The organism is Nocardia pseudovaccinii, assembly GCF_050942345.1.
GTDB lineage: Bacteria > Actinomycetota > Actinomycetes > Mycobacteriales > Mycobacteriaceae > Nocardia > Nocardia pseudovaccinii.
This window is the reverse complement of record NZ_CP192074.1, coordinates 2,228,955-2,245,303: the sequence shown is the minus strand read 5'-3', so window position 1 is coordinate 2,245,303 and position 16,349 is coordinate 2,228,955. Positions and strand designations below refer to the sequence as shown.

At 66.0% G+C, this 16,349-nt stretch carries 14 protein-coding genes; 9 read left to right on the top strand and 5 right to left on the bottom strand.

The features are described from left to right. Positions 1 to 41: 41 nt before the first annotated feature. Together ACQPZ2_RS10140 and ACQPZ2_RS10135 are read left to right on the top strand one after the other, a co-directional pair. The gene (locus ACQPZ2_RS10140) at positions 42 to 905 is read left to right on the top strand and encodes an alpha/beta fold hydrolase (protein ID WP_433525304.1); all 864 of its coding nucleotides are present in this window, start codon (positions 42 to 44) and stop codon (positions 903 to 905) included. A 76-nt stretch (positions 906 to 981) separates the two neighbouring features. Further along, positions 982 to 2,268 (top strand): DoxX family membrane protein, encoded by a 1,287-nt coding sequence (locus tag ACQPZ2_RS10135; RefSeq protein WP_433525303.1) that lies wholly within the window; start codon positions 982 to 984, stop codon positions 2,266 to 2,268. Between the two features lie 12 nt (positions 2,269 to 2,280). Here the strand turns inward: ACQPZ2_RS10135 and ACQPZ2_RS10130 are convergent, their stop codons facing one another. Continuing rightward, on the bottom strand, positions 2,281 to 2,742 hold the full coding sequence (locus ACQPZ2_RS10130; RefSeq protein ID WP_433525302.1) for an STAS domain-containing protein: 462 nt from the start codon (positions 2,740 to 2,742) through the stop codon (positions 2,281 to 2,283). Positions 2,743 to 2,946: 204 nt separating this feature from the next. Between ACQPZ2_RS10130 and ACQPZ2_RS10125 the strand changes: the two genes are divergently transcribed. Genes ACQPZ2_RS10125 through ACQPZ2_RS10115 form a run of 3 tightly spaced genes read left to right on the top strand, consistent with a single transcriptional unit; the run spans position 2,947 to position 5,902 of the window. Then, positions 2,947 to 3,990 carry an ABC transporter substrate-binding protein gene (locus ACQPZ2_RS10125; RefSeq protein ID WP_433525301.1) on the top strand — a complete coding sequence of 348 codons (1,044 nt, stop codon included), beginning with the start codon at positions 2,947 to 2,949 and terminating at the stop codon, positions 3,988 to 3,990. Then, entirely contained in the window at positions 3,987 to 5,036 is a 1,050-nt protein-coding gene (locus tag ACQPZ2_RS10120; protein ID WP_433525300.1) for a FecCD family ABC transporter permease, read from the top strand. Before ACQPZ2_RS10125 ends, ACQPZ2_RS10120 begins: the two co-directional genes overlap by 4 nt. Beyond that, the gene (locus tag ACQPZ2_RS10115; protein ID WP_433525299.1) at positions 5,033 to 5,902 is read left to right on the top strand and encodes an ABC transporter ATP-binding protein; all 870 of its coding nucleotides are present in this window, start codon (positions 5,033 to 5,035) and stop codon (positions 5,900 to 5,902) included. Before ACQPZ2_RS10120 ends, ACQPZ2_RS10115 begins: the two co-directional genes overlap by 4 nt. Before the next feature lie 235 nt (positions 5,903 to 6,137). On the opposite strand, the gene sigC is transcribed toward ACQPZ2_RS10115, so the two are convergent. Continuing rightward, the gene (gene sigC, locus ACQPZ2_RS10110) at positions 6,138 to 6,704 is read right to left on the bottom strand and encodes an RNA polymerase sigma factor SigC (RefSeq protein ID WP_433525298.1); all 567 of its coding nucleotides are present in this window, start codon (positions 6,702 to 6,704) and stop codon (positions 6,138 to 6,140) included. A 65-nt stretch (positions 6,705 to 6,769) separates the two neighbouring features. On the opposite strand from sigC, the gene ACQPZ2_RS10105 reads away from it, so the two are divergent. Both ACQPZ2_RS10105 and ACQPZ2_RS10100 read left to right on the top strand, forming a co-directional pair. Then, positions 6,770 to 7,504: a zf-HC2 domain-containing protein gene (locus tag ACQPZ2_RS10105; protein WP_433525297.1), complete on the top strand. Its 735-nt coding sequence runs from the start codon at positions 6,770 to 6,772 to the stop codon at positions 7,502 to 7,504. A 64-nt stretch (positions 7,505 to 7,568) separates the two neighbouring features. Beyond that, positions 7,569 to 9,830, top strand: a complete 2,262-nt coding sequence (locus ACQPZ2_RS10100) for a heavy metal translocating P-type ATPase (RefSeq protein WP_433527383.1) — start codon at positions 7,569 to 7,571, stop codon at positions 9,828 to 9,830. Position 9,831: 1 nt separating this feature from the next. On the opposite strand, the gene ACQPZ2_RS10095 is transcribed toward ACQPZ2_RS10100, so the two are convergent. Both ACQPZ2_RS10095 and ACQPZ2_RS10090 read right to left on the bottom strand, forming a co-directional pair. Continuing rightward, positions 9,832 to 11,787 (bottom strand): cytochrome c oxidase assembly protein, encoded by a 1,956-nt coding sequence (locus tag ACQPZ2_RS10095; protein ID WP_433525296.1) that lies wholly within the window; start codon positions 11,785 to 11,787, stop codon positions 9,832 to 9,834. Between the two features lie 123 nt (positions 11,788 to 11,910). After that, positions 11,911 to 12,195 carry a hypothetical protein gene (locus tag ACQPZ2_RS10090; RefSeq protein WP_433525295.1) on the bottom strand — a complete coding sequence of 95 codons (285 nt, stop codon included), beginning with the start codon at positions 12,193 to 12,195 and terminating at the stop codon, positions 11,911 to 11,913. A 400-nt stretch (positions 12,196 to 12,595) separates the two neighbouring features. On the opposite strand from ACQPZ2_RS10090, the gene ctaD reads away from it, so the two are divergent. Continuing rightward, a complete protein-coding gene (ctaD, locus tag ACQPZ2_RS10085; protein ID WP_433525294.1) occupies positions 12,596 to 14,341 on the top strand; it encodes an aa3-type cytochrome oxidase subunit I in 1,746 nt (581 codons plus the stop codon). Between the two features lie 6 nt (positions 14,342 to 14,347). Here ctaD and ACQPZ2_RS10080 read toward each other — a convergent pair whose 3' ends face one another. Beyond that, a complete protein-coding gene (locus tag ACQPZ2_RS10080) occupies positions 14,348 to 15,631 on the bottom strand; it encodes a glycosyltransferase 87 family protein (RefSeq protein ID WP_433525293.1) in 1,284 nt (427 codons plus the stop codon). Positions 15,632 to 15,722: 91 nt separating this feature from the next. Between ACQPZ2_RS10080 and ACQPZ2_RS10075 the strand changes: the two genes are divergently transcribed. Continuing rightward, positions 15,723 to 16,349, top strand: a complete 627-nt coding sequence (locus ACQPZ2_RS10075; protein ID WP_433525292.1) for a TetR/AcrR family transcriptional regulator — start codon at positions 15,723 to 15,725, stop codon at positions 16,347 to 16,349.

Below are 16,349 nucleotides of genomic sequence, written 5' to 3'. Positions count from 1 at the left end.
GCGAACACAGGTGTTCGCCTATCCACTCGCAAGGAGGCGCCGTGGCGATCTTCACGCATCGCGGTCGGGATGTCGTCTATGACCGCGTCGGCAGCGGCGCACCGGTCATCCTGCTGCACAATGCGGGCGCCCAGCGCCACATCTGGGACGATCAGGTCGGCGAATTGCGGCACGAGCACGAGGTATTCGCGCTGGATCTGCCCGGTTACGGCGAATCCGACCAACCCGCGGACGGCTATCACCTGGCCGACTACGTGCGCATGCTCGAGGCCTTCCTGGCCGAACAGGAACTCACCGATGTCGTGCTGATCGGCAACTGCCTGGGGGCCGCCACCGCACTGCGCTACACGATGACGCATCCGGAAAACGTGCGCGCTCTGGTGCTGTGCAACCCCCTGACCTGGAACACCATGCGGGCTGGACGCCAGTCCGGACTGGCCTGGGTCGATGCCAGACTCCCGCTGGCGCCGGTGGCCCGCAGGGTGACGCTGCCGGATGCGGTCATCTCCCGGATCGTCGCCGACCAGCTCGGCGTGAAGGGGCGGCGGCGCGATCTGCACCACTCGCCGCGTCTCATGGCGCACTGGGGCGATAAGGGCCGGTTGCAGGCGCTGCACGGCCTGGTGCAGGATTTCCCGACCTATGCCGACCTCGATGGTTTCAACCCCGGCCCGGGATTCCCGCCGATCTGCACCATCTGGGGCGAGCAGAACCGCATCCTGTCGGCCCGGGCCGGCGCCCGACTCGACGACACACTGCATCCGCACACCCGAATTCAGCTCACGGAATGCGGCCACCTGCCTATGGTGGAGGATCCAGAGACCGTAACGAACATCATCACCACCTTTCTGTCCAGTCCGGAGGTACGGCCGTTCGGCGCGACAGAACACCCGGTCAAACCTTGATTCCGGGTGTTGATCTTGTTGTTTGACGGCGCCGAACGCGGTTACCCGAACCTCAGCCATCGAGGAAAGGGACGTCATGTTGCTACGCCGATTTGCCCGACCACTGCTGGCGACCGCGTTCGTCGCCGATGGGGTCGACGCGCTGGTCCACCCCGAGCCGCGCACCCAAGCGGCATCGGCCCTGGTCCAGCAGGGACAGCAGTCGCTGCCCGACAATATCGCCGCGAAATTGCCAGCGGATCCCGGGACGTTCGTACGGATCAATGCGCTCACCCAGGTCTCGGCCGGTGTGCTGCTCGCCCTCGGTAAGTTTCCGCGCCTGGCCTCGCTCACCCTGGCCGCGACGGTGATTCCCGCGACGGTCACCGAACAGGACTTCTGGGCGGAAAAGGATCCGGAACGCAAGGCGGCCAAGCGCAAGGCCTTCGTCAAGGATGTGAGTCTGCTCGGCGGTCTGATGATCGCCAGCGCGGATACCGAGGGCAGGCCGTCGCTCGGCTGGCGTGGCCGACGGGCCGCGAGCAATGCCACGGCGGCGGTTTCGGCCGCATTGCCGTTCACCGCAACGGATTCGGCCACCGGTGACGCACTGCGCCGCCGCGCTCACGATGCCGCCGTGCGGGCCCGCGAACTCGGCGATGTCGCGCAGGAGCGGGGGTCCGATATCGCGGAGACGGTAAGGGAACACGGTCCGGAATGGGCCGAGCTGGCCAAGGAACGCGGTGCGAAGTGGGCCGAGAAGGCGGCGGAATTCGCGGAGCTCGCCAAGGAACGCGGGCCGGAAATCGCCGCGGCGGCGCGGGAGCGCAGTGTGCACCTCGCGGAGCTCGCCAAGGAACGCGGCCCGGAACTCACTTCGACCGCACGCGAACGCGGCGCCGAAATCTCGGGCAAAGCACAGAAACGTAGCGCGCGGTGGGCCGAGAAGGCCCAGCACCGCGGCATCGAGCTCACGGAGCTCGCCAAGGAACGCGGGCCCGGAATCGCCTCGACCGCACGGGAACGCGGCGCGCACCTCGCCGAAATTGCCCAGCACCGCGGCACCGAGATCGCCGAAATCGCCCAGCACCGCGGTGCCGAAATCGCCGAAATCGCCCAGCACCGCGCCGCCGAGCTCGCCGAACTCACCAGGGAACGCGGGCCGGAACTCGCCTCGACCGCACGCGTACGCGGTGCCGAGATCTCGGAAAAGGCGCAGAAGCGCGGCGCGCGGTTGGCCAAGAAGGCGGAGCGGCGTGCGAAGAAGGCGCAGCCGCGGGTCGACAGGGCCCTGCGCCGTCTCGACAAGGCTGAGGAACGGGCGGCGCTGGCGCAGGAACGGATCGCGAACGCGCGTGCCCGTGTGGAGGCGCGGTTCCGCTGAATCACGCGGACCCTACACCGGGGCGGTACATCCCGGTGTGGGGTCCGCGAGCGCCGCGGCCAAGGAGCCGACGCGGCGGAAGTTCGTGGCAAGTCCGGTGAGCTCGATGGCCCGATCGACACAGCGCACGGTGGTGATCAAAACCATTCGGCGGTCGGCCTTTGCGGCCGCCGCCTGAGCCTCGATCAGGGTCGCCAGTCCGGCGGCGGCGAAGAAGGTGACCGGGGACAGATCGACGACCATGATCGAGCCCCGAGAACCGAAGGCACGCAATAGTTTGTCCCGTAGTCGCGGCGCGGTCCACAGATCGACCTCGCCCGTGACGACCACCAGCGTGACATCGCCACGCGGATGGCTCACTGTGAATTGGATGATCCGAGCTCCGGGCACGGTCGAAATATCGACCCGCTCACCGTGTTCCGTTTTGTCACGGTCAGCGGGTCTACCTGCCGGATAAGCGAAATGGGTCGACATGCGCTGGCTCCTGCGGTCCGGTCGGACCTGTCACACAAGTCAAGCAGGGTCGGCCGGGTCTGTACAGGGATCCTGCGCGTCGCACGGTAACGGATGCGAAAAATTTCCGGGAACCAAAGCGTGACACCGTACGACTAAGTGTCCATGCCGTACACAGCACTGCGGATGCGCCCTACCGAAACCGGCGGGCGCACCGGAAGGCCCATGAAACGCGCAGCGGTGCTGGCCATGGCCGTTGGCACTATCGCTGTCACCGGATGTTCGACCACAGTCACCGAATCCGCGACCACCGCGCCTGCCGCCGCGACCGAGGGCATCACGAAATATCCCGTCACCGTGGAGAACTGCGGTAAGAGCTACACCTTCACCGAGACACCGAAGCGGGTCGTGGTGATGAACGGCGGTTCGATCGGCGAGGTTTCGTCGCTGGTCACGCTCGGTGTCGCGGACCGTGTCGTCGCAAATGCCCAGTCCTACGGCTCCTCCGATGTGTCCGGTCGCGCCGATGCCATCGCGGCCCTGCCGACCGGCGATATCACCCCGAACAACCTGCAGGACATCCCCCGCGAAGCCATGCTCGCCCAGCATCCCGATCTCGTCATCTCCACCGGAGGCGGCGGCTTCTCCGCCGATCAGGGTTTCGCCACCCGCGCCGAGCTGTCGAGTGCGGGTGCCAATACCTATGTGCCCCGGTCTAATTGCGGTGTGACCGGCGCGGTCACCGGCATGCCGTCCATCGAGGACAGCTACGCCATGCTGCGCGATTTCGGCACGATCTTCGATGTACCCGGTCGCGCCGCGAAGCTCATCGATGACACCGAGCGCGAGATCGCCGAGACATCCGTGCGGGTGGCCGGGCAGCCCAAGAAGAATGTGCTACTCATCTTCCCGGGGATGGGTATGGGCGATGGGGGCGACTTTTCGGCCATTGCGGCGGGCGGCATCTGGAACGACATCATCGATCAGGCCGGTGCGGTGAATCCGTTCAACCGCACGGACGGAACGACTTTCGTGTCGATCAGCAAGGAGCAGCTCGCCGTCACCCCGATCGATGGACTCATCGTGGTCGACTACCGCAATCCCGATATCGATGGCGCGGCCAAGCGGATCCTCGCGCAGTTCCCGCAGTGGACCGCGAGCAAGAACACCAATTACACGGTGCTGTCGGATTCGATCTACCTCGGACCGAGCAATGACATCGCGGTGGACAAGATCGCCAGACTCGTACATCCCGAACAGTTCGCATGACGAATACGCTTCGACAACGGCGGTTACCGGCGACGACACCCCTGCCTCTAGCGATTGCCGTATCGCTGGCAATCCTGTTCGTGGTCATGCTGGTATCCATCGGTGCGGGATCGGTCACGGTCTCGGTCTCCGATACCTGCCGAGTCATCCTCGCCCACTTATCGAGTAAGTCACCGGATGTCGGATTCACCGTTGACCAGATCGTCTGGAACTATCGTCTTCCCCGGGTCATCCTCGCCGCACTCTGCGGCTGCGGCCTGGCGATTTCCGGCGTGATTCTGCAAGCGCTGGTGAACAATCCGCTTGCCGACCCGTATGTGCTCGGTTTGTCCTCCGGCGCCTCGCTCGGCGCGGTGACCGTGATCGTCACCGCAGGTGCGGCGCTCGGCGGTATGGGCGTTTCGGCCGCCGCGTTCATAGGCGCAATCGGCACCGCCGCAGTGGTTTTCGCACTCGGACAGCGGCGCGGCAGCCTGGCTCCGACCCGTCTGGTTCTGGCAGGTGTCGCCGTCGGATACCTACTGCTGGCGGCGACGAACTACCTCCAGTTGCGGGCCACCCCGAACGAGCTGCGCGCGGTCATGTTCTGGACCATGGGCAGTGTCTCCGGCGCCAGCTGGTCCCGACTCGGACCGGTGACGCTCGTGGTCCTCGTGGTCGTGACCGTCGTGCTGGCCTTCGGTCGACGCCTCAATGTGCTCGGCACCGGCGAAGAACAGGCGACCGCGCTCGGCGTCGATGTCCGCACCACCCGGATCATCCTGCTGGTTCTGGCCTCGCTGCTGACCGGCGTGCTGATTGCGGTGGCGGGTGGAATCGGCTTCGTAGGCTTGATGATTCCGCATCTGATACGTCTCGCCTTCGGCATGGACCACCGTCGGGTACTCCCGCTGGCCGCCCTGCTCGGCGCGGCATACCTGGTCCTGGTCGACCTGCTGTCACGAACCATCGACGCCCCCGACGAACTCCCGCTCGGCATCTTCACCGCCGCCTTCGGCGCGCCGTTCTTCCTCTGGTTACTCCGGCGCGAAGGAGGTCTCGCATGACCGGGCACTCCGTCCATATGTCGGGTGGCCGCCCAATGGAGACACGGGGTGCCCGGATCGCCGAGTTGTCGGTGGTGGGGGTGACGATCGCATTCGGGGGCGCTCGGGTGCTGGATGCGGTGACGTTGCATGCACCGCCGGGGTCGTTCGTCGGGGTGGTGGGGCCCAATGGGAGCGGTAAGACGACGCTGTTGCGCACCATTTATCGCTCACTGCGGCCGGAGCACGGGATGGTGCTGATCGACGGCACCGATATCGGCACGATGTCGGTGCGTGCGGCGGCGCGCACCACGGCCGCGGTGCTCCAGAATGGTTCGGGCGCACCGGAATTGACGGTCGCGGAACTGATCCGGCTCGGCCGTAATCCGCATCATGCGCTGTTCAGCCGGGATACCGCCGCCGATCACGCGGCGGTCGCGGATGCCATGGCGCGCACCGATGTCACCGACTACGCCGAACGCCCGATCGGCTCGCTATCGGGTGGTGAGCGTCAGCGAGTGCTGCTGGCCAGAGCACTCGCACAGCAACCGCGCCTGCTCGTGCTCGACGAACTGACCAACCATCTCGACGTGCGTGCCCGATTCGAACTGCTCGACCTGGTCCGTTCGACCGACATCACGACGCTGGCCGTGCTGCACGAATTGGATCTGGCCGTGCGCTGCTGCGATCAGCTGGTCGTGCTCGACCACGGCAAGGTCGTCGCGGCCGGTGCGGTGCTCGAGGTCATGACCCCGGAGCTGCTGCGGAATGTCTTCGGTGTCAATGCCACTGCCGAGCGGCATGATGACGGCGTTGTCCGATTACATTACGCCGCAAAGCCTTTGGCCGCCCGTCAAACAGCCACTCCCCCTGTGGATTCGTACTGACCGGAAGCCCGGAGTCAGCCGTCCCACTTTACCGGCGACCCGATTGCGTTACACCACAGAGCCTTTGGTCGCACGCTGAACAGCCGCTCCCCGGTGGAGATTCGTGGTCAGCGGAATCCGGAAGTCAGCCGTTCACGCGGCCGCCTACCGACGACCGATTGCATCACACCGCACAGCCTTCGGCCGCCCGCGAAACAGCCATTCCCCGCTGAGGATTCGCACCCAGCGGAGGCCGTCAGCCGTTCGCGCGGCGCTTACCGCCGAAGCGCGTTGCGGCGACGAGCTCCTCGCGGGCGCGTGCTACTCGGGACCGCACCGTCCCCACCGGACACCCGCACACCGCCGCCGCCTCGGCGTACGACAACCCGAGCACCTGCGTCAGCACCAATGCCTCGCGCCGCTCCGCGGACAAGTCCTCGAGCAACAGTTTGAGCTCGACAATGTCGGCGAGCCCATCATGCCGACCCACCTGACGGTCGGCCGCCGCCACCCAATCGACACCCTGCGCGATACGCGGCCGGGCCACGGCCATCCGCACCTGATCGACGACAACGCGACGCGCGATGGACAGCAACCAGGTTCGAGCGCTGGAGCGACCCTCGAAGCGCTTGATGCTGCCCAGCGCGCGCAGATAGGTCTCCTGTGTCAGATCATCGGCACGCGACAGCTCGGTGAGATGGGCCAGCAACCGCCAGACATCCTTCTGGGTGGCCCGGATAAAAGCTTCCAGGGCACGTCGATCCCCACGCGCCGCCGCTAGTGCCAGCTGAGTCGTCTCGTCATCCTCGGCGGGCGTCGGCATGGGCTCGAGAATAACCCGTGCGCAACCCTGGGAACTTTGTGGTTCCGGCAGACGACAATCTGGATGTGGAGTGCAAGGTATGCCGGACCGCGCTGTCGGCCCGGATCGATGGCGAACGCGAAACCGTGCCCGCGGTACGCGTCGACGAACACCTGGAACAGTGCGCGCAGTGCTGTTCCTGGTACGCGGCCGCCGTGGAAACCTCGCGCCTGCTGCGCGGCGGTTCGGCGTACGCACCCGACCTCACCGACGCCATATTCGCCGCCGCGGACCTGCAACGCCCGCGCAGATCGGGGTGGTGGACATCACTTTCCGGGGGCGGCTGGACCAGGCTGCTGCTCGGCCTGCTCGGAATCGTGCAGTGCGCGCTCGCAATCGGTCAGTTCGCCGGATTCGACTTCGGTATGACCCATCACCACGGCGCCGAAATGACTCGGCACCTGATGAACGAGTCGACGGCATGGAGCCTGGCGATCGGCATCGGATTCATCTACTGCGCGCTGCGGCCGTACGCCACCTCCGGTGTGCTCCCGGTGCTCGGCGTGCTGGTGACAGCGCTCACCGCCTTTGTCATCGGTGATCTGTATTCCGGCGTCGTGCCGATCTCCCGGGTGCTCTCGCACGGCATTCTGGTCGCCGCGCTGGTGCTGGTCGTGGTGGTGCATCGCACCCGCCGACCGGAAACCTCACCGCCGGCCCGGACCAGCAATCCCGCGCCCACCGAACTCGTCCTGCCGCCCGGCTCGCGATTCGGCCGACGCACCGGCCATCTTCGCTCGACCCAAGATCCCGCCGCCTGAGACCGAACGGAATCGAATGAACACAGCATTGCGCAGCGATTCGATGAGGGGTGGCGGGCGGGCGATGGGTGGGCTTGATCTCGCCACCCGTCCCGAGGCTGCGACCACTCGCTTTTCGCTCGCGGTATCCGGAATGACCTGTGCCGCCTGCGCGAACCGGGTGGAACGCAAGCTCAACAAGGTCGACGGCGTACTCGCTTCGGTGAACTACGCGACAGGCGTCGCCACCGTCGATGCGGCCGAGCACATTTCGGCCGATCAGCTCTGCGCCGAGGTAGTCGCGGCGGGTTATGGCGCGGAACCGAGAACCGATAGCACCGCACGCGTATCCTCCGCCCCCGAGGAGGCGGCGGTCCGGGATCTGTTCCGCCGCTTGGTCGTCGCGCTGCTGCTGTTCTTTCCCCTCGCCGATCTGTCGGTGATGTTCGCGATGGTCCCGGCCACCAGGATCACCGGCTGGCAGATCATCCTGACCGTGCTGGCGCTGCCCGTTGTGGTCTGGGCGGCCGCGCCATTTCATCGAAAGGCACTGGCGGGCGCGAGGAATTTCACCGCGAGCATGGACACGCTGGTATCGGTCGGCGTGACGACCGCGACGCTGTGGTCGCTGGACACCATGTTCCTGCACGCGGACCGGACCGACGTCCCGGAGGGTGTGTGGGACGCGTTCTGGTCCGGCGATTCGATCTACCTCGAAGCCGCCGCGGGCGTCACCACATTCGTACTCGCCGGACGGTATTTCGAGGCGAAGGCCAAGCGTTCGGCGGGCAGTGCGCTGCGGGCGCTCGCCGCGCTCGGCGCCCGTGAGGTCACGGTGCTGACCCGCGACAATCGCGAAATGCGGGTCCCCATCGGCGAACTCGTCGAGGGACAGCGGTTCGTGGTCCGCCCCGGTGAGACCATCGCCACCGACGGCCTCGTGGTTTCCGGCGAGTCGAGCGTGGATGCCAGTGCAATGACCGGCGAATCCATTCCGGTCGAGGTGACCGAGGGGATGGCGGTGATCGGCGGCACTACCGCCCTCACCGGTCGGCTGGTCGTCGAGGCGGCCGCAGTGGGCGCGGATACAAAGCTCTCCGGCATGATCCGATTGGTCGAGCAGGCGCAGACCGGGAAGGCGCGCATGCAGCGCGTGGCCGACCGGGTCTCCTCGGTCTTCGTACCGTTCGTCTTCGCCGTGGCGGCAAGCACTTTCGCAACCTGGTGGCTGCTCGGCTCCGGTGTGGACCTGGCCGCCTCGGCCGCCCTTGCGGTGCTCGTGGTCGCGTGTCCGTGCGCGCTGGGGCTGGCGATTCCGACCGCGCTGATGGTGGCCTCCGGGCGCGGCGCTCAACTGGGCATTTTCATCAAGGGGCATCAGGCGCTCGAGGCCACTCGCGATGTGGACACGGTGGTGCTGGACAAGACCGGGACCGTGACCAAAGGCGTCATGAGTGTCGTCGGGATGACAGTGACGGATTCGGTGACCGAGGACGAGGTGCTGCGGCTGGCGGGTGCGGTCGAGGCAGCCTCCGAACATGCCGTTGCGGCAGCCGTCACCCGGCACGCCAGGGCCGTGCTCGACGAATTGCCGGAGGTCGAATCCTTCACAGCGCTACCGGGTCTGGGTGCGCGCGGTCTGGTGGCGGGTCGTGAGGTGATGGTCGGCCGCCTGCGTCTGCTGAACGATCGCGGTATCGATGTGCCGCAGACACTGAGTCGTGCTGTGCGCCGAGAAGAACGCGCGGGACGCACCGCGGTGCTCGTGGTGATCGACGGTGCGGCCCGCGCGGTGATCGCGGTCGCCGATACCGTGAAGGACACGGCAGCCGATGCCATCGCCCGGCTGCATACGCTCGGTCTGCGCGTCATGATGTTCACCGGTGACAATGCCTACGCCGCACAGTCGGTCGCGGATGAGATCGGTATCGATGAGGTTGTCGCCGAACTGCTTCCGGAGGCCAAGGTCGAACTGATCGCCCGTATGCAGGAGCAGGGGCGGCGGATCGTGATGGTCGGCGATGGCATCAATGACGGCGCCGCGCTGGCCACCGCCGACCTCGGGATGGCCATCGGGGCGGGTACCGATGTCGCGATCGCGGCCGCCGATGTCATCCTGGTCCGCGACGATCTCGCGGCCGTCGCCGATGCCATCGAACTCGCGCACGCCACCCTGCGCACCATCAAGGGAAATCTGGTGTGGGCCTTCGGTTATAACGTGGTCGCCATCCCGGTGGCCGTACTCGGCCTGCTGAATCCACTGATCGCCGGTGCGGCCATGGCGTTCTCGTCGTTCTTCGTGGTCTCGAACAGCCTGCGGCTGCGGCGAGTTCGGTTCGTGCGCTGAGTCAGCGACGCGACTGCGCCAACTTCTCCAACATGGCGTTGTAGGCGGCGAGTTCGGAGTCTCCGTACTCGTCGTCCTTGCGATCGGTGCGCACCGCGGTGCGGCGATCCTGGGCCACCCACTGCGTCAGCAGTGCACCGACCACGAGCAGGATCGGGATCTCACCGGAGACCCACGCGATGCCGCCGCCGACCCGCTGATCGGCCATCAGGTCCATATGCCAGGGCAATTGGAGTTGTTGGTAGAAGCGCTCGCCGATGACGGTGTTCATCGACATCACCGCGACGCCGAAGAAGGCGTGAAAAGGCATGATGGCGAACAACATACCGAGCCGACCCAGATGCGGCAGTCGGCGCGGACCCGGGTCGATGCCGATGATGGCCCAGTAGAACAGATAGCCGATGATCAGGAAGTGCACGTTCATCAAGACGTGCCCCCAGTGGTAGCGGATCAGGTTCTGGAACAGCGGCGTGAAGTACAGGCCGTAGAGCGAGAGCACGAAGGCCGCGATCGCGGTGCCGGGGTGAGCCAGCATCGCGATCGGGCGGGAATGCAGAATCCACAGAACCCATTCGCGCACACCGGGAACCGCGTCCTTGGGTGCGGCGGGGACGGTGCGCAACAGCAGGGTCACCGGCGCACCGAGCACCAGCAGCACCGGTACGAACATATTGAGCGCCATATGCGTGATCATGTGCATGCTGAACATGGCGTAGCCGTAGGTGCCGATTCCCGACGACGTCGAAATCAGCAGGGCCGCACAGCCGCTCGTCCACGACAGCGTGCGCCATGGCGACCAGTTGTCACCGCGTCGCCGCAGCCGCAGCACTCCGGTGGCGTACAGCACGATCCCGACGATGGCGGCGGTACCGAGGACGATATCGAAGCGCCACGTGGTCATCAGCCGCCAGACGTCCGCCTGCCCCGGCAGATCGAAACCGAGGAACACCTCCTGCGCGGTGAACGAGCGATCGGCGAAAGCCGGAGCCGGTTGGACGGCCATCGAAACCAGTGCGGCAGTCGCCACCACGGACAGCGCGCCGGTTCCTGAGATCATGGCGCTCGAAACATGTTCGGCGGTAATCCTTCTCAGCATGATCGCGACGACGACGGCCGACACGAAGACCACCACGGCGAGCCGACCGTAGCCGGTACTGAACAGCGCCGACCACGGCAACAGGATGGCTCCGAGCACCAACCCGCTGAGCGTTGCCACGCCGAGACACAACGACCCGATGCGCACGTATCGCCGAACCACGGCCGCTACCTGGAAACCGTTGCGCCGCACCTGCGCCGCCACACACCACGCCAGCCCCGGCAGCACCGAGACCGCCAGTTGGCAGATGATCATCGCGCCGGTGCCGAAGTCGTGATTCGGCCCCTCCCCCGCATTCCCGACCATTGCGGGCGGTAGTACCGCGATCAGCGCCAGCACGGTCGGCACCACCAGTACGGTCCACGCCAACGTCAGCCGCGTCACCAGCGCGACGACACCGGCCAGCACCGCGACCACGATCCAGGCCTTCGGCTTCTCGCTCGCATCGATCAGCGCGCCGATCGCACCCCGCTCCAGCGCGGCACTCATCGACAGACCACCCGCATTCGCGGCACTCACCGGAATCAGGATCAGCGCCGAGACGAGCCACCCGAGACTCGCCTGCTCCGCCACCCTGACCCCGGCATACCCGTCCACATCGACCCGGCCGCGCGCGGTGACAACGGTGCAGCACAGCGCGTAGATCAACGCGCCGAAAGTGAGCGCGCCCGCCAGCGCGGCGACCAGCCGCAGCGCGACATAGAGCAGGACATCCACGAATCCGGGATAGGCGATACCCGCCGACCGGTAGGGCATATCTCCGGCCGCGAGCACCGAGAGCAGCACGAGCACACCGGCGACGAGTGCCGCGATCAGCCAGACGAGGTGGTCGAGCGAGCGCTTGACCTGCACGTATTCCACCAATCCTCGGTACCGAATGGGCAATGGAGGTGCCAGCCCCCGCACACAGGTCGGGCGCTGCCCGATGCTGGTTCCCGAGCCGCGGGCGATGCGACGCAGCTCACATCGCGGATCCGGTAGGCGTCACAGCCGGACGGCGATGGGGTACATCGCAACGAAGGTGTCCGAGAGCGCACCGCAACCGGCGCATTGGAATCGCACGCCCATGGCGAAGAAACCGTGGATGCGGAAATAGCAGGTGTCGCACATGAGGTCGACGCCGCTGCGCCGACAGCAGGGGCGTTTGCGGATGTGCCATTCGGCGCGATGGCGGCAGGGCACATCGTCGAAGCGGAAGGTGCAGCCGGGCAGTGCGTCCAGCGATTCGATGACATCTTCGAAAAATGTTGGGGCCGTTGCGGTATCCATCGGCAATGCCCTCCCTGCGGCTCGATCCGAATGCGGTGACCATGTGCGTCCCCACACTCCGGACAATCGTTAGCCAAGCGTTAGCAGTTACTCGTGATATGCGGCACACCAACGTTTGCGGCGTTCACAGCGACACCGGATCAGCAGCATCGCCCCCATGGACGGCGGTTCGACCGGACTGGCCAGTTTCAGATCGATGGCCCGCATCAGCGCGCGCATCGGTCGCGGCAGCTGCGGGCACGGCGCGCGTGACCGGCGCACATCCCACGGTGGTCGCAGCCGGGCTCATACCGTGGCAGCAGACATCACGGCGGCAATGGGGCAAACCGCGCATGTCGGAGATCGAAAAGGCGCATAATCCGGACAAGGCTGCTCGGCGATCGGAAGGTGGCGACGGCCCGTGAGTACCACTACTCAACTCGAGGTAGTTCGGCCCTATCCGCAGCGGGTCGGGCCGAAGGGCTCCTATTTCTGGAAAATGATCACGACCACCGATCCGAAGGTGCTCGGGGTCATGTATCTGACTACCGCGATGACCTACTTCTTCATCGGTGGTCTCATCGCGCTGCTGATGCGCGGCGAGCTGGCCCGCCCAGGTATGCAGTTCCTGTCGACCGAGCAGTTCAACCAGCTGTTCACCATGCACGGCACGATCATGCTGCTGTTCTATGCGACGCCGATCCTGTTCGGCTTCGCCAACTGCGTGCTGCCGCTGCAGATCGGTGCGCCGGATGTGGCGTTCCCCCGGCTCAATGCCTTCAGTTACTGGCTGTACCTGTTCGGCGCGACCATCGCCACGGCGGGCTTCGTCACGCCCGGCGGCGCCGCCGACTTCGGCTGGACCGGCTATACCCCGCTGAGCACCATCGCGCACGCGCCCGGAGCGGGTGCGGATCTGTGGATCATGGGCTTGGCGGTCTCCGGTGTCGGCACCATCCTCGGCGGCGTCAACATGATCACCACGGTGATCTGTCTGCGTGCCCCCGGCATGACCATGTTCCGTATGCCGATATTCACCTGGAATATCCTGGTCACCAGCATCCTGATCCTGCTCGCCTTCCCGATTCTGACCGCCGCGCTGATGGCGCTGGCCTACGACCGTCACCTCGGCGGGCATATCTACGATCCGGCCACCGGCGGCATTCTGCTGTGGCAACACCTGTTCTGGTTCTTCGGCCATCCCGAGGTGTATATCGTCGCGCTACCGTTCTTCGGGATCGTCACCGAGATCTTCCCGGTCTTCAGCCGCAAGCCGCTATTCGGTTACACCACACTGGTTTACGCGACACTGTCCATCGGCGCGCTGTCGATCGCGGTGTGGGCGCACCACATGTACGCGACAGGAGCCGTGCTGCTGCCGTACTTCTCGTTCATGACCTTCCTGATCGCGGTGCCGACCGGTGTGAAGTTCTTCAACTGGATCGGCACCATGTGGCGCGGCCAGCTGACCTTCGAGACGCCGATGCTGTTCTCGGTCGGCTTCCTGGTCACCTTCCTCTTCGGTGGTCTGTCCGGTGTCATCCTGGCCTCGCCGCCGCTGGACTTCCACGTGACCGACTCGTACTTCGTCGTCGCGCACTTCCACTACGTACTCTTCGGCACCATCGTGTTCGCGACGTTCGCGGGCATCTATTTCTGGTTCCCGAAGATGACCGGCCGACTGCTCGACGAACGCCTCGGCAAATGGCACTTCTGGACCACACTCGTCGGCTTCCACCTGACCTTCCTGGTGCAGCACTGGCTGGGCGCCGAAGGCATGCCGCGCCGCTACGCCGACTACCTGCCCGGCGACGGATTCACCGCGCTCAATACGGTTTCCACCATCGGTGCCTTCGTCCTCGGTGCGTCGATGCTGCCGTTCATCTGGAACGTCTTCAAGAGCTACCGCTACGGCGAAGTGGTCACCGTGGACGATCCGTGGGGTTACGGCAACTCGCTGGAGTGGGCCACCACCTGCCCGCCGCCGCGGCACAACTTCTACGAACTGCCCCGAATCCGTTCCGAGCGACCGGCATTCGAGCTGCACTACCCGCACATGGTCGACCGCATGCGCAGCGAATTGCACGTCGGCTGGGGCTCGGGCGCCAAACACGCCGCGGCGGTCGCGGAACAGGACAGGGCGCAGGCTACCGCGCCGGAGTCCTGACGCTGGTTATCGCGCCACGGCGGGTACCGCGTCACGTGCCGAACGTCGCAGCTGAACGGCTGCGGCGGCGAATAACGCGAGTGTGAGCCAGATGTATCCGTTGTGGACGAATGTCGCGAGGTGGCTGCCCGCGGGATAGTCGTAAATGCTGCTCATCGTCGGGTCGAAGAAGGCGATGACACCACCCGATGCGACCACCCCTGCGACCAGTAGACCGATCGACGCGACCACACCGCGTCTGCGCAAGGCCAGATCAGCCAGATAGACCAGCAGCGGTGCCAGCCAGACCCAGTGATGGACCCAGCTGTACGGGGACACCGCGGTGGTGGTGAGTCCGACCAGCACCACCGCGGGCAGTTCATATCCGGTCAGCGACAACCGGCGTGCCAGGTACAGGCAGGCCGCCGCGATGGCGAAAGCGCCTGCCAGCCAGAGCAATTGGTGCACACCCTCGACGCCGACGGTTCGCGCGAGCAGGCCGCGCAGCGATTCGTTGCGTGGATTCTCCGGTACACCGACGCGCTTGGGGTCGGCGAATGCGCCGCTCCAGAAGGTCAGCGAATCCTTGGGCATGGCCGCGAGACCGATCAGAACGGTCGCCACGAACGCACCGATGGCCGTCGCGGCGGCCCGATACCTGCGGGTGACCAGCAGATAGACCACGAAGAAGGCGGGGGTGAGTTTGATGCCCGCCGCGATCCCGGTCAGCACGCCCTTCCAGCGCGACGTATCCGGCAGTGCCATATCGGCGATGACCAGCAACAGCAGGAAGATATTGATCTGACCGAATGCCATGGTCTCGCGCACCGGCTCGCACCACATCAGCAGTCCGGCGATCGGCACGCCCAGCAGCACCAGCCGCAGGTCGCGCCGATAGCCGAGCATCGACAGTGCCGCCAACACCGACGCCGTCAGCATGGCGAAGTTGCCGAACGCACCGACATAGGTGAAGACGTCACCGTGCAGATTGACCAGCGGCACGAACAGCAGCGCGGCGAACGGTGTGTAGACGAACTCCCACACGCCGCGGGTGTGGCCAAGCAGCGGCGTGTCGTAGATGGAGGCGCCGTCGACCACCCGGTGCCCGGCGATCTGATAGACGCCCAGATCCATCAGATGCATCATCACCTGCATCGTTTCGCGCACCTGGTGGATGTAGTACACACCGGCGACCGTCCCGAGGACCGAGATCACCCAGAACGCGGTTGTGGGGATGGTGCGGCGTTCGGGCTCGGTCGGCGCCGCGGTCGGCGCCGCCGCATTCTCGATCGTCGATACAGGCACGCTCATCTCCAGCGATCGGGGTCCGGACTCGCCGCCCCACGGTAGTGGCACTCCGCGTGCGGCGCACACCGCTCGGCAAGACCGGTACTGTCCTCGGATGACTGCTGGCGGCTCATCGCGGATGTACGACGGACGGCCCGTCGCCGACCGCCGTGCGCAGCGGCGAGAGCAGTTTCTGGTCGCCGGGGTGGCGGTATTCGGGGAAAGCGGCTACCAGAACAGTTCGGTTACCGCACTGTGCCGGGCAGCCGGATTGGCGCGCAGCCAGTTCTATGAGCTTTTCGAGAACCGCGAGGATCTGTTGATCGCGGTGTACGACCGGATCCAGACCGAGGCCAGGCAGGCGGTCACCGCCGCGACGACGGCGGCCTCGGGTGATGCGGTCGGTCTGGCGCAGGCGGCGGTGCGGGCCTATGCGGAGTCGATCGGGCGTGACCCGCGCGTGACCCGGATCGCGCATGTGGAGGTCGTCGGGGTCGGTGAGCGGGTCGAGCAGCGCAGGATGGAGCAGCGGGCACTGTGGACGGCCTTCTTCGAGGACCAGATGCGGCGGGCGCTCGGACCCGAATTCGTGCCACCCGGCGGATTCCACACCGCCGTGACCGGATACGTCGGCGCACTGCTCGCGCTGGTACACCAGTGGAGCACCGGTGACGAGCAGACCGACCTCGCCGGGATCACCGAGGTACTGACCCGATTCCTGATCAGCCTGATGACACCGTGA

Bases quoted from the DNA above. Each gene is read 5' to 3' on its own strand.
- ACQPZ2_RS10135 (WP_433525303.1), top strand. From the start codon at position 982: ATGTTGCTACGCCGATTTGCCCGACCACTGCTGGCGACCGCGTTCGTC.
- ACQPZ2_RS10130 (WP_433525302.1), bottom strand. From the start codon at position 2,742: ATGTCGACCCATTTCGCTTATCCGGCAGGTAGACCCGCTGACCGTGAC.
- ACQPZ2_RS10125 (WP_433525301.1), top strand. From the start codon at position 2,947: ATGAAACGCGCAGCGGTGCTGGCCATGGCCGTTGGCACTATCGCTGTC.
- ACQPZ2_RS10120 (WP_433525300.1), top strand. From the start codon at position 3,987: ATGACGAATACGCTTCGACAACGGCGGTTACCGGCGACGACACCCCTG.
- ACQPZ2_RS10115 (WP_433525299.1), top strand. From the start codon at position 5,033: ATGACCGGGCACTCCGTCCATATGTCGGGTGGCCGCCCAATGGAGACA.
- sigC (WP_433525298.1), bottom strand. From the start codon at position 6,704: ATGCCGACGCCCGCCGAGGATGACGAGACGACTCAGCTGGCACTAGCG.
- ACQPZ2_RS10100 (WP_433527383.1), top strand. From the start codon at position 7,569: ATGGGTGGGCTTGATCTCGCCACCCGTCCCGAGGCTGCGACCACTCGC.
- ACQPZ2_RS10090 (WP_433525295.1), bottom strand. From the start codon at position 12,195: ATGGATACCGCAACGGCCCCAACATTTTTCGAAGATGTCATCGAATCG.
- ACQPZ2_RS10080 (WP_433525293.1), bottom strand. From the start codon at position 15,631: ATGAGCGTGCCTGTATCGACGATCGAGAATGCGGCGGCGCCGACCGCG.
- ACQPZ2_RS10075 (WP_433525292.1), top strand. From the start codon at position 15,723: ATGACTGCTGGCGGCTCATCGCGGATGTACGACGGACGGCCCGTCGCC.